The sequence below is a fragment of the Mesorhizobium oxytropidicola genome (assembly GCF_056174625.1).
The window spans coordinates 4,493,310-4,515,442 of the sequence record NZ_CM149692.1; the positions used below are offsets into that span (position 1 = coordinate 4,493,310).

Here is a 22,133-nt window from a genome sequence, read left to right on the forward strand (position 1 = left end):
CCCCATAGATCATTCATGATCCGTCCTGGCGCGCTCGCTTGGTCGGCTAAATGCCGACGACGAGAGCACCACCGCTAAGACCCGCACCCGCCGCCGCCAGAAGAATCTTCTCACCCGACCGAAATGGCTCCGTCTGATGGACCAGCGAGAGCGAGAGCGGGATCGTTGCTGCGGAAGAATTGCCGTAGTCGGCGATCGTCTTAACGGTTACATGATCCGCTATGCCAAGGTTCCTCCCGACCGCATCGAAGATGCGGGCATTGGCCTGATGCGGCACGAACCGATCGATGTCCTGCGGCCGCGTCCGGGCTGTGGCCAATGCATCCTGCGAGCAGGCGGTCATCATCTCGACGGCCTTGGCGAACACTTCGCGGCCGTCGGTCATCGTCATGCGGGTTTGCCCGAGGTCGAGGTCGCCATGGAACGGGATGTTGCTTCCGCCCGCCGGGATCTGAATCAGCCCGTAGCGCGAGCCGTCCGAATCCACCGAGGCTCCGAGAATCCCCCGATCAGCATCCTCGCACGGACCAATCACCAGGGCGCCGGCGGCATCGGCAAACAGCACGGCGCTGGCGCGCTCGGCCGGGTTGATGCGGCGGCTGAGGATGTTGGCGGCAATGACGAGGGCCGCTTTGCCGTGCAGCTGGGTGAATCCATCCGCGAACATCAGCGCATAGATGAAGCCGGCGCAGGCGCCGGTCAGGTCGACCGCTCCGGCTCGGCCGAGTCCGAGCCGGTGTGCGACCAGCGGCGCGCTTGGCGGCAGAAGGTGGTCGGGCGTCGAGGTGGCAAGCAACAGCAGACCGATGTCGCTGCGGTCGATGCCGGCGTTCGCCAGCGCCATGTCGCCGGCATGAGCGGCAAGGCCAGACAGCGTGTCTTCGTCCGTTGCCCAGAAGCGCGACAGTATCCCGGTACGCCGCTCGATCCAGCCCGGCTCGAGGCCGAGATTGCTCTCGATCTCGGCATTTGGCACTTTGCGACCAGGCGCATGATGGCCAAACCCGAGAATGCACGACGACCTGCTCATGGCCTCGAACCGAAGCGTTCGCCGGCCTCCTCGATGGCGTCATGGAGTCCGTCCAGTTCCTCGCCGGTGATGCAATAGGGTGGCAGAAGATAGAGGACATTGCCAAGCGGGCGCACGAGCAGGCCGCGCTCGAGGAAAAAAGCGCGCAGTTTCGGTCCGATCTCGGCCAGATAGCCGGCCGAGCCGGTGCGCAGATCGAGGGCCGCGATCGTGCCGGTCGTCCTGCTGTCGGCGAAGTTGGCATTGTCACGAAAGCGCCGAAGCCCGGCGGCCTGCATCGCACTCAACGCCGCGATCCGCTCGGCCACGGGCTCGTCGCGCCAGATCTCGACATTGGCGAGTGCGGCCGCACAGGCAATTGGATTGGCGGTGTAGGAGCTCGAATGGAAGAAGGTCTTCTTCCGGTCCTCGGAATAGTGAGCCTGGAAGATGGCGTCGGTGGCAAGCGTGGCCGCCAGCGGGATCACGCCACCAGTCAGGCCCTTCGAGGTGCACAGGATGTCTGGAGAGATGGATGCCTGCTCGCAGGCGAACATGGTTCCGGTTCGTCCCCAGCCTGTCATCACCTCGTCGGCGATCAGCAGCGTGCCGGAGGCTTCGGCAATCTTCTTCAATTCGGTCAGAACCGAAGCCGGGTACATCAGCATGCCGCCGGCACCAAGCACCAGCGGTTCGACGATCAGCGCGGCGGCGCACCGGTCGCGGCTGACGGCCTCGAAACGATCCAGCGTTTCCTGTTCGTGCCCGGCGGCCGGGAAGGGGATGGTGTCGACCTCGAACAGCAAAGGCTCGTAGGCGGCGTTGAACACGCCGCGGGCGCCAACGCTCATCGTGCCGATGGTGTCGCCATGATAGCTGTGCTCCATGACGACGATGCGCGAGCGCGGTGCGCCGATGTTGCCGAAATACCCGAGCGCCATCTTCAGCGCGACCTCGACGGAGGTCGAGCCGCTGTCGGAATAGAACACCCAGTCGAGACCGGAGGGAGCGAGGCCGACTAGCGCCTTGGCCAGACGTTCGGCTGGTTCATGCGTGAAGCCGGCAAAGATGATCTGGTCAAGGCTCGACGCGGTCGTCTCGATAGCCTTCATGATGCGAGGGTGGCGGTGGCCATGGGTGACGACCCACCAGGAGGAGATGGCATCCAGGATACGCGTGCCGTCGGCCTTTTGGAGATAGGCTCCCTCCGTCAGGACGATTTCAGGGATCACGGGCTCAAGCGCGTGCTGCGTGAACGGATGCCACACACTGGACTGCGACATCATTCGCCTCCCGCAATCGAGGCGAGGTCAAAGCCGGCAACCATCGCATCCCTCAGCGTTTCACCCGTCAGCGGATCGAGCAGGGGCAGTCTCCCGAGCTGTGGCACGCCGCTGAATTCCACGATTGTTTTTTGCGTATCGGCCACCTCCTCGCCAATGAAGGCGAGGCCGATGAGCGGGATGGAGCGGGCCCGCAGCGCCTCGATCGACAACAGGGTGTGATTGATGGTGCCGAGCGCGGTGCGCGCGCAAAGGATGACCGGCAGTTGCCATTCCCGGAAAATATCGATGAACCTTGTCTGCCGGTTGAGCGGCACCATGAGCCCGCCGGCGCCTTCGATGATGAGCGGACCCGGTAGGACTGGAAGTGAGAGCTTGGCCGCCTCGATCGCGACGCCGTCGATTTCGGCTGATCGATGCGGCGAAAGCGGCATCCTCAGACGGTAAACTTCCGGCAGGACGCGCCCAGCAGGCAAGCCGGAAAGCCGGGCAACGACCTCGCTGTCGGTCTCCTCGTCGAGGCCCGATTGCACCGGCTTCCAGTAGAAGCCATTGAGCAGGCCGGCGAGCCCCGCCGAAAACACTGTCTTGCCAATGCCGGTGTCGGTTCCGGTGATGACGATGCGCTTGGTCATGCCGTGCCCAACACTTCGACGAGGGCCTCGACCATGGTGGAAATGTCGGCTTCGTCGACGTTGAGCGTCAGCGAAATGCGCAGGCGCGACGTGCCCTCGGGCACGGTCGGCGGACGAATGCCGCGGATGTCGAAGCCGCGGGCCTGCAGTGCCGCCGCCACCGCCATGGTGCGCCTGTTGTCGCCGATGACAAAGGGCTGGATCTGCGAGCCGCTGGGCTTCACGCCGCAGCGCTCGGCCAATTGGCGGCCCGCGAAGGCAACGCGCTCCTGCAACTGGACACGGCGTTGGGGCTCATCGGACAGCATGGCAATCGCCTCGCGCACTGCCACTGCCATCAGCGGCGATGGCGCGGTGGAGTAGATGAACGGCCGGCAGCGGTTGACGAGATAGTCGCACAGCAGTCCCGGCCCGGTGACGAGCGCTCCGGACGCGCCGAGCGCCTTGCCGCATGTGTGGAGCGCAATGATATTGTCGCGGCCCTCGAATGCGGCGGCCAACCCCCGGCCGTCCGATCCGCAGACGCCGGTGGCGTGCGCCTCGTCAACGACGATGAATGCTTCGTGCCGATCGGCAAGCGCGATCAGGCTCTCCATCGGCGCGCGGTCGCCATCCATGCTGTAGAGGCTTTCGACCACGATCCAGACGCGCCCCGTGCCGCCGCCGGCTCGCCAGCGCGTGATCGCATCCTCGACCGCATCAACGTCGTTATGCGCGGCCAGCACGAATTGGGCGCGTCCGGCCTGCGCACCCTCATGCATGCTGGCATGGGCGAGTTCGTCGAGGACCAGCAGGTCACCCTTTTGCGGCAGCGCGGTCAGGAGAGCGAAGTTGGCGATGTAGCCGCTGCCGAAGAACAATGCGCGGTCGGCACCGAAGAAGGCCGCCGCGTCCGCCTCCAGTGCCTCGTGTTCCGGCGCGTTGCCACGCAACAGCCGCGACCCGGTGGCGCCAACCGGCGTGCCACGCGCAATTGCCGCCGCAACCGCCTCGCCAAGTCTTTTGGAGGCAGCAAGTCCGAGATAATCGTTCGACGAGAAGTCGAGGCCGGCGCGCGGCGACAGCGTCCGCAGCCGGTCCTTGCGCGCCAGCCCCTGCAAGGTCGCGTCATAGCGGGCGAGGGTTGCCCCGTTCATTGCGCCTCGAGTTCCATCGGCTCGATGCCGAGGCGCCGGAACAGCAGACTATCCTTATCCTCGCCGGGATTGTCCGCGGTCAGCAGCGTGTCGCCGACGAAGATCGAGTTGGCGCCGGCAAAGAAGCACAGCGCCTGCATCTCGTCGGTCATGGCGGTGCGGCCGGCGGAGAGACGGACATGCGATCTCGGCATCATGATGCGCGCCAGGGCGATCACGCGCACGAATTCGATCGGCTCGATCGGCCTGGCGTCGGCAAGCGGGGTACCGTCGATCGGGATCAGCATGTTGATCGGAACGCTTTGCGGATGTTCCGGCAGGTTGGCCAGCGTCACCAGCATGTCGATCCGGTCCACCGGTTCTTCGCCCATGCCGACAATGCCACCACAGCAAACCTTGATGCCGGCTTGGCGCACCTGCTCGAGCCTCTCCAGCCGGTCGGCAAAGCTGCGCGTGCTGATGATCTCGTTGTAGTAGCGCTCCGACGTATCGATGTTGTGGTTGTAATAGTCGAGACCTGCTTGTTTCAGACGAGCGGTCTGCTCAAGATCGAGCATGCCGAGCGTCATGCAGGTCTCCATGCCCAGCGCCTTGACGCCTTCGACCATCGCCACCACTGCATCCATGTCGCGCGCCTTCGGGTTTCGCCAGGCCGCGCCCATGCAATAGCGGGTGGCGCCGGCATCGCGCGCCTTGGTCGCTTCGGCGATGACGCGCCTGACTTCCATCAGCTTCGACGCTTTCAGGCCGGTTTCGTGATGCGCCGACTGGCTGCAATAGCCGCAATCCTCCGGACATCCGCCGGTCTTGATGCTGAGAAGCCGGCTGAGCTGGACCTTGTTGGGATCGAAATTCTGGCGGTGCACGGTCTGCGCCTGAAACAAAAGATCGTTGAAGGGCGCGTTGTGGAGAGACTGGGCCTCTTCAAGGCTCCACATCCGGCGGTCGCCGAGGGATTGAATTTCAGGCGTGGTCTTTTCCGAAATCGCTGCGTGCATTTCCATCCTGTTCCTTGCGTTGTGGCGACATGAGCGCCTTTCAGACTGGCGGCCCCGTCGGGAGGAGCTGGGTCGAGCGTAGATGGTCAGGGTCTCACGATCAAAGCTCACGGTAATCGAGGCCGATATCGAGGATCGGGGCGCTGTGAGTCAACCAGCCGACCGAAATCAGATCGACACATGAGGTAGAACGCGCACAAAGACTTCCGTTTGCACCCAGAATGCGAAACCGCCTATCGAATACTAGATAATGTGCAGAGCGCATCTTCTGCGATCAAGTATCGCCAATGTGCATTGCGAGCTCCGGCAGAATGACGAAGAGATCGCCGACGAGGCCGTAGTCGGCAACCTGGAAAATCGGCGCCTCCTCGTCCTTGTTGATGGCGACGATCACCTTGGAATCCTTCATGCCGGCGAGATGCTGGATGGCGCCGGAGATGCCGACCGCGATGTAGAGGTCCGGAGCGACGACCTTGCCGGTCTGGCCGACCTGCCAGTCGTTCGGTGCATAACCGGCATCGACAGCGGCACGCGAGGCGCCGACGGCGGCACCGAGCTTGTCGGCGACCGGCAGGATGACCTCCTGGAATTTTTCCGAGGAGCCGAGGGCGCGGCCACCCGAAATGATGATCTTGGCCGAGGTCAGTTCCGGACGGTCAGTGTCCGACAGCTTGTTCTCGACGAAGGTGGAGAGGCCGGGATTGGCCGCCGCCTTGACGGTCTCGACAGCGGCCGAGCCGCCCTCGGGCGCTGCCTGGAAAGAGGCGGTGCGCACGGTGATGACCTTCTTGGCGTCGGTCGACTGCACGGTCTGGATGGCGTTGCCGGCATAGATCGGCCGCTTGAACGTGTCCGGCGAAACCACTTCGATGATCTCGGACACCTGCGCGACATCGAGCAGGGCCGCCACGCGCGGTGCGACGTTCTTGCCCGACGAGGTCGCCGGGGCGATGATGGTGTCGTAGCCGCCGGCGAGCGACACGACCAGTGCGGCCGTCGGTTCGGCGAGGCGCTCGGCGAGTTCGTCGGCTTCGGCCAGCAGCACCTTGCTGACGCCCTTGAGCTTGGCCGCGGCGTCGGCCGCACCCTTGGCGCCCTTGCCGGCCACCAGCACATGCACGTCCGAGCCTATCTGCAGGGCCGCCGAGAGCGCCTTGGCGGTCTGGTCGGAAAGGGTGGCGTTGTCGTGTTCTGCGATGAGGAGAATGGTCATTTTATCTGTTCCTTCCGATCTCAGAGCACGCCGGCTTCGTTCTTGAGCTTGTCGACCAGTTCGGCGACGCTCTTGACCTTGACGCCTGCCTTGCGGCCGCTTGGCTCTTCGGTCTTGATGACCTTGAGGCGCGGCTTGACGTCGGCGCCGTAGTCCGCCGGGGTCTTTTCGTCGAGCTGCTTCTTCTTGGCCTTCATGATGTTGGGCAGGGAGGCATAGCGCGGCTGGTTGAGGCGAAGATCGGCGGTGATGATCGCCGGCATCTTCAGCTCAACCGTCTGCAGGCCGCCGTCGACTTCGCGGGTTACCTTGGCCTTGTCGCCGTCGAGCACCACCTTGGAGGCAAACGTGCCTTGCGCCCAGCCGAGCAGGGCCGCCAGCATCTGGCCGGTTTGGTTCGAGTCGTCATCGATCGCCTGCTTGCCGAGGATGACGAGGCCGGGCTGTTCGGCATCGACGACACCCTTCAGTACCTTGGCAACACCGAGCGGCTCGGTCTGCTCGTCGGTCTTGACCAGGATGGCGCGGTCGGCGCCCATGGCGAGCGCGGTGCGCAAGGTTTCCTGCGCCTGCTGCGGGCCGATCGAGACGACGATGATTTCCTCGGCCTTGCCGGCTTCCTTCAGCCGGATCGCCTCTTCCACCGCGATCTCGTCGAACGGGTTCATCGCCATCTTGACGTTGGCGAGTTCCACCGCCGAACCATCAGCCTTCACGCGAACCTTGACGTTCGCATCCACAACCCGCTTCACGGGCACAAGGATCTTCATTTCATTTCTTCCTTAGCAGATCCAAGACGTTCGGCCTTGGTTGATGTCAATTCGAGACTAGAATTTCACGACGTCCGATGTGCTTCCGGGCTGATCGAGCTTCCAGACACGGGCTATGCAGCGGCGCATCTCATCAGCGGTGGCCCCGCCACGAAATTCGGCAAGGCGTATGGCCTTGGCTTCCAATTCTTGCTTCGCAAGCGTGTTGCCGGGGTCGCCCTTGGGCTCGTCTACGCGGGCATTGAGTTTGCGGCCGTCAACGGTCGCGACACTCACCTTGCCAACCCATTGCCGGGGGTAAAGCGTGTCGACTTCGGCATCAAGTTCCATGCGCACCTTGGAGCGGAAGCGCGCAACGCGGGCATCGGTAAGGGCGTGGCGTTCGAACGCATCAAGGTCGGCGACACCATGGACGGCGATCAGCCCCAACACCGTACCCATGGAGAACTTCGCCTGGTGCACGGTTTGCGGAATGACCACCGCGCCCAGGACGTCGATGGCTCCCTGGTGGACATGGGTCACCACATCGGCGATGTCGTCCGGACCGAGCCCTTCGCGACGCATGAGAGACTGCAGCGCGTCAGCGGCGGGATGAGTGTGTCGGCAGGCGGCGTGCCATTTGAAGGACGTCTCCTCCGTTGCCCAACGATTGCCGAGCCCGTCCGTCAGGCGGGCCGGATCGGCGTCGCTGGACATGCCCGCGGCCATGCCCTTTTTTCCTTCGAGGATGCGGGCAGCGCCTTTGAAGCCATCGCGCGCCAAATAGGCAGAAAACACGCCGTTGGCGGCGGCTCGCGCCGTATGAAGCTGCTTGGAATCGGCGGCATCACGCAGGAATTCCCAGAGCCCCGCTGCTTGGGTGCCGGCGGAGCCGAGTGCATGGTTGATGCCGGCCGCGTCCTGCCCGATCAACTTCCCGACAGCGGCGGCCGCGGCGACAGTGCCGGCCGTACCCGTTGTGTGGAAGATCTGGTAATGTGACCGCCCCAGGAACTCTCCGACCCGGATGCCAACCTCGTAGCCGGCGATGCAAGCAGTCAGGATTTCACGCCCGGTCTTCCCCTCTGCTTCCGCAACCGCCAAAACGGCTGGAAAGATCGCCGCAGCTGGGTGAAAGACCGAGCCGTTGTGAACGTCGTCCTGTTCCACCACATGGGAGGCCGCGGCATTGACCATCGCCGCGAAGTAGGGGCTCGTGCGTCGTCTAGTCGGGATGACGATGCTTGGACCGTCCGCCGGCCCCATTGCACGAGCAAAGCCGTCGATGATCTCGACCTGGCGCGCGCCCTTGCCGGCGAGGGTTGAGCCGAGCCAGTCGATCATCAGTCCTTTCGCGAAATGTACGACGCGCGGCGGAATTTGCTCGAAGTCGAGCTCGGCGATGAAGGCGCAAAGCCTGGCTGTCGGCCAATCGGCGGTGTCCAGGCTCACCTATCGCTCCTTCTCTGCGCCCTCTAGACCAAGGCGGCCCCGGCGAAGGATCCGCCTTGCTCGCTCGATGACTGGCCGGTCCACCATTTCGCCGTTCACCTGGACAGCTTCGCCGGACGAAGCTGCGCCGACGATGTCCCGTGCCCAAGTGATTTCATTGTCGCTTGGGCGAAAAGCAACGCGAATCGGCTCGATCTGCCTCGGATGGATCGCCATCTTGCCGCCGAAGCCCATCTTCATGGCGTGGCGGGCGTCATCCTCGGTGATTTCAGGACTGCTCAGGTCGGTCGTTACCCCGTCGATCGGCGCGGCACGGCCAGCCGCGCGCGAGCGCCAGACGATTTCGTTGCGGGCCGCAAGCAGAGTCAGCCGATCATGCGCGCAACCGAGATCGAGCGAGAAGTCGACCGAGCCGAAGGCGACGGCAACGACGCCGGACGTGGCCAGTATGGCCGGCAGGTTGGCAAGGCCGACAGCGCTTTCGACCAGCGCGATGACGGAAACGCTGCGTGCCATGTGCCTGGCCATATCAGCAATGTCTTCTGGACGTTCGGCCTTGGGCAGCATGACGGAGACGCCGTCGAGGCGCCGTACGGCATCGATATCCGCTTCGTGCCAGGGTGTGCCGGCGGCGTTGATGCGGACCACGATCGCTGATTTCAGCATGGCCGCCTGAGCAACGACCACTTCGCGAGCGCGGTCCTTGTCGCCAGGGGCGACGGCATCCTCGAGGTCGAGAATGACCGCATCCGCGCCACTGTTGTCGGCCTTGGCAAACCGCTCCGGCCGCGAGCCCGGCACGAAAAGCGGCACGACAGGCGTGACGAAGCCTACCATTGCGCCGTGGCCTTCACCGTCACATGGCCGTCGGCCGACCGTACCTCGAGAGCCATGCCGTCATTGCCCGGAGACGTTGCGCTCAGAAGCAGGCGTTGCGGTCTGGTCGCCGAATGCACGCCCCGGAACGAGAAACGGCGCGGCGAGGAGCCGCAAATGGCTGTGGCGAAGTTCAGGAGCAGCGTCGCCTGCAGCGGGCCATGGATGACGAGCCCGGGATAACCCTCGACCGTTGTGGCGTAAGGCGCGTCGTAGTGGATACGATGCCCATTGAACGTCAGTGCGGAGTAACGAAAGAGTAGCACCGGATCCACGTCAACCCAGCGCTCGTGCGATGCGGCCGGGGGTGGAGTTCCCGGCGGGGCAGGGGTCGCCGCAGTAGCGCCGGCGGCGCGATAGACAATGGTCTGGTTCTCCTCGATCACCGGGCCGGCGTCGTTGGCGATGTCGTGCCGGACCGTGACGAAGGTGAGCGGGCCGGTGCGGCCCTGTTTCTCCTCGATGGCGGTCAATGTCGAGCAGCGGCGGATGCGGTCGCCGGAGCGGATCGGCGCCATGAAACGCACATCGCTGGCGGCCCACATGCGGCGCGGAAGTGGCACCGGAGGCAAGAAGTGGCCTTTGGCCGGGTGCCCGTCAGGTCCGAGTTCGCGCCGATCGGCAATATCGGGCGTCAGGCACCAGTGCAGGCCGGGCGCTGCCGCACCCTCGGCAGTTTGCGCTGCGTAGTCCCCAAGCGTGGCGCCAAAGCTGGCCAGCAGGCGCGAGGTCACAACGTCCTCGACCTCGTGTGTGCGTCCAACCCATTCCTGCAGCGTGCTCGTGTCCGGGCTCATGAGTTTCCTCGTCAGGCGGCGAATTCGGAACGGATCCGGTCCGTATCGGCGCCAAGGGCGGGAACGCTGGGGACGGATGCGAATCCCTCCGACCGCCCTGCCGGCATCGGCACGGAGATGCGCCTGCCGTCCGGCAGCGCCACCTCTGTCCGGCGCAATGCCTTGTGGCGCGGCAGGTCGTGCATTGCGCTCACCCGGCCCCAGGCGATCTGCGCACCATTGAGACGGTCGATAGCCTCTTCGCAGTCGATTGCCGCAAAGATCGGTTCGATCTCGGCGTCGAGCGCCGTGCGGTTGGCCACCCGCCAGGCATTGGTGGCGAAGCGTTCGTCGGCGAACAAATCCTGCCTTTGCAGCACGATGGTGCAGAAGCGCTTCCATTCATTGTTCTGCTGAATGGACACGACCACGCTGCCATCCCGACAGGCATAAGGTCGATATGGGTAGATCGAAGCGTGTGCCAGGCCATATCTCTGCGTCTCGCGGCCCGCATATTCGTAGTGCAGTAGCGGCACGGTCATCCAGTCGGCCATGGCGTCGAACATGGCAATTTCGACAATGCGACCGCGTCCGGTCTTCTCGCGCGCCAACAAGGCTTCAAGGACCGCTGCATGGGCATTCATTCCGGTGGCGATGTCGGCGGCGGAAACCCCGATTTTGCTCGGCGTGTCCGGCGTGCCAGTGACGGCGCAGATGCCGCTTTCCGCCTGCACCAGCATGTCGTAGGCGCGCATAGCTGCGTAAGGCGTGTCCTGTCCGTAGCCGACGATGTTGATGGCAATCAGCCGAGGAAATTTTTCCGCGATTGCATCGGCGGAGAGGCCGAGCCTGTCGATGGCGCCCGGCGCGAGATTCTGCACGAGAATATCCGCGCGCGCCACCATCCGGTGCAGGAGAGCGAGGTCGTGCTCGGCTTTCAGGTCGAGAACCGCGCTTTCCTTGCCGCGGTTGAGCCAGACGAAGTAAGCCGACATGCCTTCAACGGTGGAATCGTAATGACGCGCGGTTTCGCCTTCCGGGCGCTCGATCTTCACGACGCGCGCCCCGGCATCGGCGAGGCGGACCGTGCAGAGCGGAGCGGCGACCGCCTGCTCGATCGAAACGACGAACAGACCCTCCAGCGGGCGGGCGCCGTCAGACATTGCGCTGTACCCCGAGCGCGCCAGCACGCCTGGCTTTAGCCGCTCGTCCTTGCCGTAGTCCTCGGCGGCATGGAAGAAAGCCGCGGCGTGCCGTCGATGTCCTCGAGCCGCTTGCTATAGGCTTCCAGATAGGCCTTGCGGCCATCGTCGCCGACACGGCCCGGCATATACGCGACGAAGGGCGGCAACACGTCGAAGCCGGAGTAGCGTAGCAGGCCATTGTGGATCGGCCACAGCACCGTGAGGATGTCGCCATCGATGCCATCGGGCGCATAGGTGTCGGCCGAAGTGCCCGTGGTGGCGGCCACCATGGCGAGCTTTCCCTTGAACATGCCGGTGTCGTATTTGCGCCCCGGCAGATACGCAAAACCACGCGCGAACACACGGTCGGCCCAGCCCTTGAGCATCGCGGGCATTCCGAACCACCAAACCGGGAACTGGAACAGCACGAAGTCCGCCTGTTTCAGCTTTTCGATCTCGGCCATGATGTCGGCCGAGAGCGCGTTGGCCTCGTACGCCGCGGTCTGCTCGCGCGGCAGGCTGAAAAAGTCCGGATCGTTCCGCTCGCCTGATATGTCGCCCGGCCCTGCGACAGGATTGAAGCCCATCGCATAGAGGTCGCTGACGACCACATCGTGGCCTGCGCGGGTCAATATTTCCACGGCCATATCCTTCATGGCGCCGTTGAAGGATTTTGCTTCCGGGTGGGCGTAGACGATGAGGACGTTCACGGCGGCAACTCCTAGTAGGAACGCGGCAGTCCAAGCACGTGCTCGGAAAGGTATGACAGGATGAGGTTGGTCGAGATCGGCGCGACCTGATAGAGACGCGTCTCGCGGAATTTGCGCTCCACATCGTACTCTTCCGCGAAACCGAACCCGCCATGCGTCTGGATGCAGACATTGGCGGCTTCGTTAGAGGCGTCGGCCGCCAGCATCTTGGCCATGTTCGCTTCGGCACCGGGGTTCTTGCCGGCCTCGTAGAGGTTCAGCGCCTCGCGCACCATCAATTCGGCCGCGCGCATGTTGGCGTAGGCCCTTGCGATTGGAAACTGGATGCCCTGGTTTTGGCCGATCGCTCGGCCAAACACATGCCTTTCCTTCGCGTAGACGCTCGACTTTTCGATGAACCATTTCGCATCGCCGACGCATTCGGCTGCAATCAGGATGCGCTCGGCGTTCATGCCCGAGAGGATGTAGCGGAATCCCTTTCCCTCTTCGCCGATCAGGTTTTCGACCGGCACGCGTAGATCGTCGAAGAAGACTTCGGTGGTGGCATGGTTCATCATGGTGCGGATCGGCCGGATGGTGAGGCCGTTGCCAACGGCTTCGCGCATATCGACGATGAGGACGGAGAGCCCGTCGGTCTTCTTCATGCCATCCTTGAGCGGTGTGGTCCGCGCCAGAAGCAGCATCAAATCCGAATGCTCGGCGCGGCTGGTCCAGATCTTCTGGCCCTTGACCACGAAATGATCGCCGTCGAGGCGAGCAGTGGTCTTGAGAGCGCCGGTGTCGGTGCCGCTGGTCGGTTCGGTGACGCCGAAGGCCTGCAGACGCAATTCTCCCGCGGCGACCTTCGGCAGGTATCGTTGCTTCTGGGCTTCCGAGCCGTGGCGAATAAGCGTGCCCATCGTGTACATCTGGGCATGGCAGGCACCGCCATTGCAGCCGGCGCGCTGGATTTCCTCCAGCACGGAGGCGGCGGCCGAAAGCGGCAGGCCCGAGCCGCCATACGCCTCCGGGATCAGAATCGAGAGCCAACCAGCCTCCGTCAATGCTTCGACGAATTCGCGGGGATAGGCCATGTCCCTGTCGAGTGCGCGCCAGTATTCTCCGGGGAAGCGCGCGCACAACCTGGCGACGGCATCGCGAATGTCCTGATAGTGTTCCATAATGTTTGTCCGGCCTCTAACTGCGGGCCTCACTATCGCGCCTCTATGTCCTATCAGCAATGCAAGGCAGGCGTGACCAGATATAACGTAATTCAAATGCTTACGATGAAGGGCCAAGAAGCTGGCCAACCCAGACGGCGCGCCCGACAAGGTCCTTGGCGATGTCCTCTATCGCTTGTCCGGCAAACCGCGCCAGCCGCGAGGCAGGCCGGTCTGCCGGGTAGGCAAGGATGAGGCGACGCACGGGCACGGGATCGATAAGCGGCGCAGCCGTGAGCTGCCCCGCAACCACGTCGGCATGGATAGGGGCGAGCGGCAGGATCGTCCAGCCATGGCCGTTGCGCACCAGGTCCTTCAGCGCCGAGTACGAATCCGCTTCGATGCCGACGTCCAGCGTGATGCCGGCATCAGTGGCGCAGCGTTCGACGATGATGCGCAGCCCATGCTTGATGCTGGGCAGCAGCAGGCGCTTGCCGGCGAGCGAGGTGAACGACACGGCGCGCACGGTTGAAAATCCCGCGTCTGGCGGTCCAATCAAGAAGAGGTTCTCCAGAAGCAGCGGGTGCGAGCGCAACGAACGCGCCATGCGCGGGTCGTAGAGCACCGCGACGTCCACCTCGCCACGGTGCATCCAGTCCAGCAAATAGCCGGTGTAGGCGCTCACAAGTCTGAGTTTCGCCTTGGGGTGGGCTTTGCCGAATGCGGCAGCCAACGGCAGCGAAATAATGTCCGCAACGGTGGGTGGCAGGCCGATGGCCACTTCGCCGGTCAGCGGCGCGTCGGCGGGCGTGGCTGTGGCTCGGATCTCGTCAATCTCGGCCATCACCCGCATGGCGTGTGTCAGAACCTCCTTGCCCTGCTCGGACAGCACCATGCCGCGTCCGTGGCGCAGAAAAAGGGCAAAGCCCAATTCCTCCTCCAGCATGCGCACCTGCCGGCTGAGCGCTGGCTGCGCAATGTGTAGCCGGTCGGCAGCCTTGCTGAGGCTACCGAGTTCGGCGACGTGGATCAGAGTCCGTAGCTGCGATAATTCCATGAGCTATCGAATATCATTATATCTGATCACAATAAAGGGACGAAGATTAGATCGGATAGCTGAGGTAATCTAATGCCAACTCAATTCTCGGAGGTCCAAGGTGACGGCGAGCGTACAAGCGAAACACCCGGAAACAGCTGCGGTTGCATCTGCCCCGGCGGCATCAGAAAGGCATTGGCCAGACCACGTCTATGATGTGCTCAAGGCTGCCGGCATCAGCCATATGTCCTATGTGCCCGATGCTGGCCATACCACATTGATCCGCCTCTTCGGTGCGGATCCTGAGGTCGTCACCAATGTCTTGACGACCGAAGAGGAGGGCATCGCCATTGCTGCAGGCGCTTGGCTCGGTGGCAAGCGGAGCGTCGTGCTCATGCAATCTTCCGGCGTTGGCAACTGTATCAATATGCTTTCGCTTCCCGTGCATGCGCGCTTTCCCTTGCTCGTTCTGGTGACGATGCGAGGCGAGTGGGCAGAGTTCAACCCGTGGCAGGTGCCGATGGGGCAGGCGACGGAGGCCTCGCTGAAGGCAATCGGCCTCAGGGTGCTGCGCGCCGAGACTGGTGACGACCTGGTGGAAACGGTCGCGCAAGCGGCTGCTATGGCTTTCGACGCCGACCAGCAGATCGCAGTGCTGATCGGGCAACGGCTGCTCGGCAAGAAGAAGTGGTGAACGACATGACGTTACCGACAATGGACCGCAGAGTCGCGGTGAAGAAGCTCCTTGACTCCCGCGACGGCGCCTTGGTCGTGACCGGTCTCGGCTCGCCGAGCTACGACGTGCATGCCGCCGGTGACCGCAACGACAACTATTATCTGTGGGGCGCGATGGGTGGTGCGGCGCTGATCGGCCTCGGGCTTGCCCAGGCCCAGCCCGACAAGCGGGTCATTGTGATTACCGGAGACGGCGAACAACTGATGGCGTTCGGTTCGCTGGCGACGATCTCGGTGGCGCGGCCGAAAAATCTCGACTTGATCGTGCTCGACAATCAGCACTTCGGCGAGACCGGCATGCAGTCCAGCCATACGGGCAAAGGCATCGGTTTCGACAAAGTCGCGGCCGCTTGCGGGTTTTCGAAAACCGCCGAGTTGCGCTCGCTGGAGGAGGTCGACACGCTGTGTGAAGAGCTGCGTCGCCCGGCCGAAGGTCCACGCCTTTTCGTGCTGAAAATCACCGCCGAGAACCTGCCGCGCTCGCTGCCACCGCGCGACGCGGTCGAGGTCAAGAACCGCTTTCGCGCCCATCTGGGCTTTGCCACTTGTTGAGAACCGATATGGCGCTGGTCAGTTTCCAGAACACGGTCGGCGGTCGGCTGCAATCGACAGCCGATACATTCGAGAGCCATGATCCGTTCACCGGCAGGCCCTGGGCGCTGATCCCGCGCGGGGGAGCAGCCCAGGTGGACGCCGCCGTGGCGTCCGCCAAGGCGGCATTCCGGTCGAAGGAATGGGCCGGCATCACCGCCACTGCGCGTGGCAAGCTGCTCGTGCGGATGGCCGACCTGATCGCCGACAACGCGGAGCGCATTGCCGCCATCGAGACGCGCGACAATGGCAAGCTGCTCACCGAAATGACGGCGCAGCTGCGCTATATCCCGGAATGGTTCCGCTATTTCGGCGGTCTTGCCGACAAGATCGAAGGGGCGGTGCTGCCGATCGACAAGGCTGGCATGTTCGCCTTCACCCGCCACGAGCCGCTGGGTGTCATTGCAGCCATCGTGCCCTGGAATTCGCCGCTTTTGCTTCTGACCTGGAAGCTAGCGCCGCTGCTGGCGGCCGGCAACACCGTCGTCATCAAACCGTCGGAACACGCTTCGGCCTCGACGCTGGAGTTCGTGAAACTGTTTGCGCAGGCTGGGTTCCCGCCAGGCGTGGTCAACACCGTTACCGGCATGCCGCTCGATGTCGGCGTGCCGCTCGTTGCCCACCCCGACGTCGCCAAGATAGCCTTCACCGGCGGTGAGCCCGGCGGGATCGCAGTCTATCGAGCGGCTGCCGAACAGCTCAAGACCGTCACGCTGGAGCTTGGCGGCAAATCGGCCAACATCGTCTTTGACGACGCCGATATCGAGAGCGCGGTCAACGGCGCGATCTCAGGCATTTTCGCGGCCAGCGGCCAGACCTGCATCGCCGGCTCGCGCCTGCTAGTGCATCGCAAGATCCATGACCGGTTCGTGGAGGGCGTCATAACGCTGGCGGCCAGTGCTCGATTGGGCAATCCGGCGCTGGCCGAGACGCAGGTCGGGCCGATCACCACGCAAGCCCAGCGCGAGAAGGTGCTGTCCTACCTCGGCATCGCGCGCCGCGAGGGTGCGCTTTGCGTGCTGGGCGGCGGCAAGCCAGCGTCCGGCGAACTGGGCGAGGGCTGGTTCGTCGAGCCCACCATCTTCACCGGCGTGAACAACAGCATGCGGATCGCACGTGAAGAGGTGTTCGGGCCAATCCTCTCGGTCATCCCGTTCGACGACGAGGATGAGGCTTTCGCCATTGCCAACGACAGCCCCTACGGACTGGCGGCGGGGATATGGACCAGCGACATGGGCCGGGCACTGCGCGGCGCGGCCGCAATGGAAGCGGGGATGGTCTGGATCAATTCATACCGCGCCGTCTCCTACATGGCGCCGTTCGGCGGCTACAAGAGAAGCGGTATCGGGCGTGAAAGCGGACAGGAGGCCATCAATTCCTATCTGCAAACCAAGACGGTGTGGATAGACACAGCCGGCAAGACCGCCAATCCCTTCGTTATCCGCTAGGCTTGGCTTCGGTGGGAGAATTATCCCTATCCGTGGCCAAGCTCAGCACATCGCTCCCCGAGACGGTGGTCGACTAACAATGATCGAAGGACTGGACATGAGACAGACAGGCAAGGTTGCGGTTGTCACGGGAGCGGCACGCGGCATCGGACGAGCTTGCGCGGAACGCTTTCTGGCCGAAGGCGCGAAACTCGTGCTCGGCGACATCGATGCCGCGGAACTGAAAAAATGTGCCGCTGAAATCGGCTCGACCGACAGCGTCCTGGCCGTAGTCACTGATGTCAGCAAGAAGGACAAGGTCGATGCACTGGTCGCGGCGGCGGTCGCCAGGTTCGGCCGCGTCGACATCATGGTCAACAATGCCGGCATCGCTCCGGTCCAGGATTTTCTCGACATCAGCGAGGCGGATTACGACAGGGTTCTCGCCATCAATCTGAAGGGCGCGTTCATGGGCACCCAGGCCGCAGCCCGCCAGATGATCGCGCAGGGTGGAGGCGGTGTCATCATCAACATGTCGTCGATCAATTCGGGCCTCGCCAATCCACGCGTCGCCACCTACGCGATCTCCAAGGGCGGCATGAACCAGGTCACCAGTACCGCGGCTGTTGCCTTCGCTCCCCACGGCATCCGCGTGGTCGGTGTCGGCCCGGGCACCATCGCCACGGACATGGTCATGGACGGGACATTCATCGATTCGGAAGAAATGCGACGGGCGGTTCTTTCGCGCACACCGCTCGGACGCCTCGGCACGGCTGCCGAGATCGCCTCTGTTGTGGCGTTCCTGGCCAGCGACGACGCCTCTTACATCACCGGCGAGACGATCTACCCCGACGGGGGTCGCCGCGTTCTGAACTATACGGTCCCGATCAAGGAGTGAGAGGATATGGGTAACTTCGACAAGCTGCATCATCTCTGCATCGTCGTGCACGATATCGACAAGGCGCAGGCCTATTACGACTCCATCGGCATTGGGCCATGGGAATCCTATCCGCCGCTGGCCGAGTACGAAGAACTTGAGGTCCCAAGTCCGAAGGGTTTCAAGGCGATGCAGTACCGGATTTGTAACCTGCCGAACGTTCAACTGCAGCTGTGCCAGCCGAACAGCGATCCTTCACCGCAGCGGATTCATCTCGATACCAAGGGTGAAGGCGTCTTCCATATCGGCTTTGAGGTCCGCGATGCGGATGCAGCCGAAGCCAAGGCGAAAACTGACGGACTTGCCGTGCTGATGCGCGGGCGCCGGGAAAACCGCACCGGCTTCACCTACTACGACACAGCCGAAAAGGCAGGCGTGATCCTGCTGACGCGGGCGACCAATCTGCCCGGCAAATGATCCACCAACGCAAAGGATTGGGGAGGTCGATGAGGCCCAGGAACAACTGGTCCGTCAGCTTCCCCGCAATTCCTGAAGCCGGTCGACCAGGAATTTGCCGCTGGTGATGATATGCATTTCCAACAGGCCGACGGCGCGCAGCGTATCCTTGGCTTCGCACAGGTCGATGAGTTGCCAGTGGTCGCGGTCGGACTGGGCCTGGATTTCGGTGAGCGTCACCATCATGCGTGTGTAGCGTTCCAGCTGCTGGTAGATGCGCCCCACCAGTTCGATCGTCGCCTTGCGGCCAGACGGCTGGTAGAGCGCGGCGTGGAAATTCCAGTTGAGCTGGTTCGAGTACTCGCCGGTCTTGCCCTGCTCCTGGTGCTGCTCTGCGCGCTCGCGGGCCAGCGCGAAGTCGGCCTCTGTCATCCTTGGAATGGCCAGGGCCAGTAGCCATGTTTCGATCCGGGCCCGCAATTCGTAGAGCTCGAGGATCTCGTCCAGGGAAATGGAGGTGACGACGGCGCCCTTGTGGGAAACCAGCGTGACGAAGCCTTCCGAATGAAGCTGATGCAGCGCCTCTCGCACCGGAATTCGGCTGACGCCGAACTCGGTGGCCAGATGCTCCTGCCGTAGCTGGAAATTGGCCTCGTATTCGCCGATCAGGATCTTCTGCCTGATGGCATCGGCGACCTGGGTCGAGATGGTTTTCTTCTGTACGAGCATGAATCAGCCTGGGGCGGCCGCCTTGTTTGTCGACTGGCGCCGTTTTGATTGAAGAAGTGGACGCATAGCACCGTTGTCACTGCGATGCCATGTCGCCCGTTTCGCTTCAGTAGACATGTTCCTCGATGGGCTGGTTGCCAGCGATCCGTTCGTAGCGGAAGGCCGACAGGTCGACAGAGCGGTACTCGCCATAGGCAATGAGGTCACTGACGCCCGACCCGGTTGCCGCCGCATGCATCATGCCGTGGCCGCTGAAGCCGGTGGCCAGGACAAAGTTCGAGATCTCCGGATGCCGGCCGATGATGCCGCTGTGGTCGAAGGTGTTGTACTCGTAGAGCCCCGCCCAGGCGCGCAGCATGCGCAATTGTTCGAAGCCGGGCACACGATGGGCGAGCGCCGGCCAGATCAATTCGTCGAACAGGTCGTAGTCCACATCCAGGCCAAAATCGTCCGGCTCGTTCTCGCGCACCGGCGGAACACCGCACAGGAAGAGCTGACCTTCCGGCCGCAGCCAGAGGCCGCTTGTGTCGAAGATGAAGGGGCAGTTGTCGATTCTTGCCGGCGTTTCGAAGACGAAGACGCATCGCTTACTCGGGACGACCGGCAGGTCGGTGCCGGCCATCCTGGCAATGCCCGCGCTCCATGGCCCGGCCGCGTTGATCACCGTGCCGGCGGCAAGCCTCTCACCATTGTCCAGCAGCACTTCACCCACCTTGCCGGAAGACGCCATGGTCAGTCCGGTCACTGTCGCGGCAAGATAGTCCACGCCCTGTGTGCGCGCCTTGCGACGGAATGCCTGCATCAGGCCAGGACCGTCGAACCAGCCTTCGCTGCCAAGGCCGAGCGAGCCGAGCGCGAGATCGTCCGTGTTGAGCCAGGGGAAGCGTCGTGCCAGATCAGCTTGTTCGATCAATTCGGCGTCGACACCCATGCCGCGCTGAACGCGGTTCTTGGCACGCTGCGCGTCGGCCCGCTCAGGCGTCGCCAGCACGAGATATCCAGGCTCATGCAGCCCGATGTCCGCAAGCTCATCACCAATGGCAAGCCGTGTCTTCACCTGGCGCAGGAAGTCGATGCTGAACTTCGACATGGCGATGTTGGGCGCCGTGCCGAACTGCTGGCGGATGGCGCTGGTCGACAAGGAAGACGAGGAGGCCGTGTAGTAGGGGTCCCGCTCGATCACCGCGATCCTGCCATCGAAATCCGGGTTGGCTGACAGGAAGTAGGCGATCGAGCTGCCGACAACGCCTCCGCCAACGATCACCACATCATAGTTTGTGCCCATTCCAATCGTGTTCCCTATCTCAAATATCATCCGTGGCGACGAAGGATTGGATACTTTCCTCTATCGACCCACCTCCAGAATGAGACATAACCCGGTCTTCGACGCAGAAAAAGGGGTTTGACGCGAAAATCGGAATACATTATCCAATCTGTAGCAAATATCATACATGCCGAGGATTGTTCCGTGGGCCTCATCGCTCCCCGTCTCGACGTCATCAAGCCAAGTCCCAGCATGGCGGTCACCGCGCGGGCAATCGAAATGCGCTCGGCCGGCATCGACGTTATCAGCCTGAGCGCCGGCGAGCCGGATTTTCCTACGCCTCCGCACATCGTCGAGGCGGCCTACGAGGCGATGCGCAGGGGGGAGACGCGCTATACGGCGGTCGACGGCACCACCGCGCTGAAGAAGGCGGTGGCCGAAAAATTCAGGCGCGAGAACGGCCTCGACTACAAGCCTTCGCAAATCAGCGTCGCGGGGGGCGCCAAGCAGATCATCTACAACGCCCTGCTGGCAACGCTGGCCCCGGGTGACGAGGTGGTTGTCCCAGCGCCCTATTGGGTTTCCTACACCGATATCGTCCTGCTCGGCGAAGGTAAGCCCGTGGTCGTTCCCTGCACGGAGGCGCAGGGCTTCAAATTGACGCCGCAAGCCCTGCGAGCCGCGATCACCGGGCGCACCAAGTGGCTTCTGCTCAACACGCCTTCCAACCCGACAGGCGCCGTCTACAGCCGCGACGAACTCGCTGGCCTGGCCGAAGTGCTGCTCGACCAGCGCCACGTCCACGTGCTGACCGATGACATATACGAGCATATCCTGTTCGATGGACGTACCTTCCATACCATCGCCGGCGTCGAGCCGCGGCTGAAGGACCGTACGCTGACAGTGAACGGGGTATCGAAGGCCTATGCCATGACCGGCTGGCGGATCGGCTATGCCGGCGGGCCGGAAGCGCTGATCCGCGCCATGGCGACCGTGCAGAGCCAAAGCACGTCGAACCCGTCTTCCATCTCGCAGGCCGCGACCATTGCCGCTCTGGAAGGTCCCCAGGACTTTCTTCGCCCTCGGGCGCTCGAATTCCAGGTTCGGCGCGACCGCGCTCTGGAGCTGCTGCGCAGAGATTCCCGGCCTCACCTGCCAGACGCCCGAGGGCGCCTTCTATCTCTATCCCAACTGCTCGGCCCTGATCGGCCGTCGCCGCCCCGACGGCACTCCCATCGGCAGCGACGACGACTTCTCGCTTTACCTACTCGATCAGGCGCGGGTCGCGGTGGTGCAGGGCTCTGCCTACGGCCTGTCGCCGCATTTCCGCATTTCCATAGCCACGTCGATGGACCTGATCGAAAAAGCGATCGGGCGCATCGCCGAGGCTGTCGACGCGCTGCGGTAGGGCCGGCGATGGATCTCGACTTCGTCCAGAAGCTGATCGAATTTGTCTCGCGTTCGCCCATTGCCGAACTGGAGATCGAGCGCGACGGCGTTCGCGTCCGCGTGTCCAGGCATACGGCGTCGGCGCAATCCGCGTCGCAGGTGCAGCCGGGGCCTGATGTAACCGCACGTTCCCCAGATCAGACGTCGACATCTCCGCCCATCGCACGCCATTCTATCCGCGCGCCGCTGACGGGCGTGTTCTACCGCTCCGGCACCGAAGGCGAACCGCCGCTGGTTGCCATTGGCGATGTGGTCGCGGAGGGGCAGAAAATCGGCGTCCTCGAAGCCATGAAGACGTTCAATGTCGTGGAATCCGATCGCGCTGGGCGGATCGTCCAGATCGCGTTCGACGACCATGCAGCGGTGCAGTCCGGCGACGTGCTGTTCGTGCTGGAAGACGAGGGCTGAG

Annotated in this window: 22 protein-coding genes and 2 pseudogenes; 7 read left to right on the top strand and 17 right to left on the bottom strand. The window is 63.4% G+C overall.

Going from position 1 to position 22,133, the window contains the following annotated elements; genetic code table 11:
- Window positions 1-46: 46 nt before the first annotated feature.
- The 15 genes and pseudogenes from AC0V8S_RS22370 to AC0V8S_RS22440 all read right to left on the bottom strand — a co-directional run bounded on the left by AC0V8S_RS22370 (window position 47) and on the right by AC0V8S_RS22440 (window position 14,217).
- Complete coding sequence (locus AC0V8S_RS22370; RefSeq protein ID WP_475433428.1) at window positions 47-1,030, bottom strand: beta-ketoacyl-ACP synthase III; 984 nt, start codon at window positions 1,028-1,030, stop codon at window positions 47-49.
- Window positions 1,027-2,292: an adenosylmethionine--8-amino-7-oxononanoate transaminase gene (locus tag AC0V8S_RS22375; RefSeq protein WP_183459553.1), complete on the bottom strand. Its 1,266-nt coding sequence runs from the start codon at window positions 2,290-2,292 to the stop codon at window positions 1,027-1,029. The genes AC0V8S_RS22370 and AC0V8S_RS22375 overlap by 4 nt, the downstream gene beginning before the upstream one ends.
- Complete coding sequence (gene bioD / locus AC0V8S_RS22380; RefSeq protein WP_183459551.1) at window positions 2,292-2,927, bottom strand: dethiobiotin synthase; 636 nt, start codon at window positions 2,925-2,927, stop codon at window positions 2,292-2,294. The genes AC0V8S_RS22375 and bioD overlap by 1 nt, the downstream gene beginning before the upstream one ends.
- Window positions 2,924-4,063 (bottom strand): 8-amino-7-oxononanoate synthase, encoded by a 1,140-nt coding sequence (locus tag AC0V8S_RS22385; protein WP_475433430.1) that lies wholly within the window; start codon window positions 4,061-4,063, stop codon window positions 2,924-2,926. The genes bioD and AC0V8S_RS22385 overlap by 4 nt, the downstream gene beginning before the upstream one ends.
- On the bottom strand, window positions 4,060-5,061 hold the full coding sequence (gene bioB, locus AC0V8S_RS22390) for a biotin synthase BioB (protein WP_432421213.1): 1,002 nt from the start codon (window positions 5,059-5,061) through the stop codon (window positions 4,060-4,062). The genes AC0V8S_RS22385 and bioB overlap by 4 nt, the downstream gene beginning before the upstream one ends.
- A 100-nt stretch (window positions 5,062-5,161) precedes the next feature.
- Window positions 5,162-5,257 (bottom strand): annotated as a pseudogene (locus tag AC0V8S_RS22395) (carboxylating nicotinate-nucleotide diphosphorylase); the annotation flags it as partial.
- Between the two features lie 78 nt (window positions 5,258-5,335).
- Entirely contained in the window at window positions 5,336-6,274 is a 939-nt protein-coding gene (locus AC0V8S_RS22400) for an electron transfer flavoprotein subunit alpha/FixB family protein (protein WP_475433432.1), read from the bottom strand.
- Window positions 6,275-6,294: 20 nt separating this feature from the next.
- On the bottom strand, window positions 6,295-7,044 hold the full coding sequence (locus AC0V8S_RS22405; RefSeq protein ID WP_183459547.1) for an electron transfer flavoprotein subunit beta/FixA family protein: 750 nt from the start codon (window positions 7,042-7,044) through the stop codon (window positions 6,295-6,297).
- A 57-nt stretch (window positions 7,045-7,101) separates the two neighbouring features.
- Window positions 7,102-8,475, bottom strand: a complete 1,374-nt coding sequence (locus AC0V8S_RS22410; RefSeq protein WP_475433435.1) for an MmgE/PrpD family protein — start codon at window positions 8,473-8,475, stop codon at window positions 7,102-7,104.
- Window positions 8,476-9,312: an HpcH/HpaI aldolase/citrate lyase family protein gene (locus AC0V8S_RS22415; protein WP_183459544.1), complete on the bottom strand. Its 837-nt coding sequence runs from the start codon at window positions 9,310-9,312 to the stop codon at window positions 8,476-8,478.
- Window positions 9,306-10,148 carry an HTD2 family dehydratase gene (locus AC0V8S_RS22420; protein WP_475433437.1) on the bottom strand — a complete coding sequence of 281 codons (843 nt, stop codon included), beginning with the start codon at window positions 10,146-10,148 and terminating at the stop codon, window positions 9,306-9,308. The genes AC0V8S_RS22415 and AC0V8S_RS22420 overlap by 7 nt, the downstream gene beginning before the upstream one ends.
- 11 nt (window positions 10,149-10,159) lie before the next feature.
- Window positions 10,160-11,290: a CaiB/BaiF CoA transferase family protein gene (locus tag AC0V8S_RS22425; protein WP_183459540.1), complete on the bottom strand. Its 1,131-nt coding sequence runs from the start codon at window positions 11,288-11,290 to the stop codon at window positions 10,160-10,162.
- Between the two features lie 35 nt (window positions 11,291-11,325).
- A complete protein-coding gene (locus AC0V8S_RS22430; RefSeq protein ID WP_475433439.1) occupies window positions 11,326-12,021 on the bottom strand; it encodes an NAD(P)H-dependent oxidoreductase in 696 nt (231 codons plus the stop codon).
- 11 nt (window positions 12,022-12,032) lie between these two features.
- On the bottom strand, window positions 12,033-13,181 hold the full coding sequence (locus tag AC0V8S_RS22435) for an acyl-CoA dehydrogenase family protein (protein WP_183459536.1): 1,149 nt from the start codon (window positions 13,179-13,181) through the stop codon (window positions 12,033-12,035).
- Window positions 13,182-13,281: 100 nt separating this feature from the next.
- The gene (locus tag AC0V8S_RS22440) at window positions 13,282-14,217 is read right to left on the bottom strand and encodes a LysR family transcriptional regulator (protein ID WP_183459534.1); all 936 of its coding nucleotides are present in this window, start codon (window positions 14,215-14,217) and stop codon (window positions 13,282-13,284) included.
- A gap of 100 nt (window positions 14,218-14,317) precedes the next feature.
- Here AC0V8S_RS22440 and AC0V8S_RS22445 point away from each other — a divergent pair, with 100 nt between their 5' ends.
- The 5 genes from AC0V8S_RS22445 (at window position 14,318) to AC0V8S_RS22465 (ending at window position 18,303) form a co-directional block, all read left to right on the top strand.
- A complete protein-coding gene (locus tag AC0V8S_RS22445) occupies window positions 14,318-14,890 on the top strand; it encodes a thiamine pyrophosphate-binding protein (protein WP_183459532.1) in 573 nt (190 codons plus the stop codon).
- Between the two features lie 5 nt (window positions 14,891-14,895).
- The gene (locus AC0V8S_RS22450) at window positions 14,896-15,483 is read left to right on the top strand and encodes a thiamine pyrophosphate-dependent enzyme (RefSeq protein ID WP_183465281.1); all 588 of its coding nucleotides are present in this window, start codon (window positions 14,896-14,898) and stop codon (window positions 15,481-15,483) included.
- An 8-nt stretch (window positions 15,484-15,491) separates the two neighbouring features.
- On the top strand, window positions 15,492-16,970 hold the full coding sequence (locus AC0V8S_RS22455) for an aldehyde dehydrogenase (RefSeq protein WP_183459530.1): 1,479 nt from the start codon (window positions 15,492-15,494) through the stop codon (window positions 16,968-16,970).
- Between the two features lie 97 nt (window positions 16,971-17,067).
- The gene (locus AC0V8S_RS22460; protein ID WP_183459528.1) at window positions 17,068-17,847 is read left to right on the top strand and encodes an SDR family NAD(P)-dependent oxidoreductase; all 780 of its coding nucleotides are present in this window, start codon (window positions 17,068-17,070) and stop codon (window positions 17,845-17,847) included.
- 6 nt (window positions 17,848-17,853) lie between these two features.
- Window positions 17,854-18,303 (top strand): VOC family protein, encoded by a 450-nt coding sequence (locus AC0V8S_RS22465; RefSeq protein ID WP_183459526.1) that lies wholly within the window; start codon window positions 17,854-17,856, stop codon window positions 18,301-18,303.
- Between the two features lie 54 nt (window positions 18,304-18,357).
- Here the strand turns inward: AC0V8S_RS22465 and AC0V8S_RS22470 are convergent, their stop codons facing one another.
- Together AC0V8S_RS22470 and AC0V8S_RS22475 are read right to left on the bottom strand one after the other, a co-directional pair.
- Window positions 18,358-19,011: a GntR family transcriptional regulator gene (locus AC0V8S_RS22470; RefSeq protein WP_183459524.1), complete on the bottom strand. Its 654-nt coding sequence runs from the start codon at window positions 19,009-19,011 to the stop codon at window positions 18,358-18,360.
- A 106-nt stretch (window positions 19,012-19,117) separates the two neighbouring features.
- A complete protein-coding gene (locus AC0V8S_RS22475) occupies window positions 19,118-20,296 on the bottom strand; it encodes an NAD(P)/FAD-dependent oxidoreductase (protein ID WP_183459522.1) in 1,179 nt (392 codons plus the stop codon).
- Window positions 20,297-20,479: 183 nt separating this feature from the next.
- On the opposite strand from AC0V8S_RS22475, the pseudogene AC0V8S_RS22480 reads away from it, so the two are divergent.
- Window positions 20,480-21,683, top strand: a pseudogene (locus AC0V8S_RS22480) (pyridoxal phosphate-dependent aminotransferase).
- An 8-nt stretch (window positions 21,684-21,691) separates the two neighbouring features.
- Complete coding sequence (locus AC0V8S_RS22485; RefSeq protein ID WP_183459520.1) at window positions 21,692-22,132, top strand: acetyl-CoA carboxylase biotin carboxyl carrier protein; 441 nt, start codon at window positions 21,692-21,694, stop codon at window positions 22,130-22,132.
- Window position 22,133: the final 1 nt, after the last annotated feature.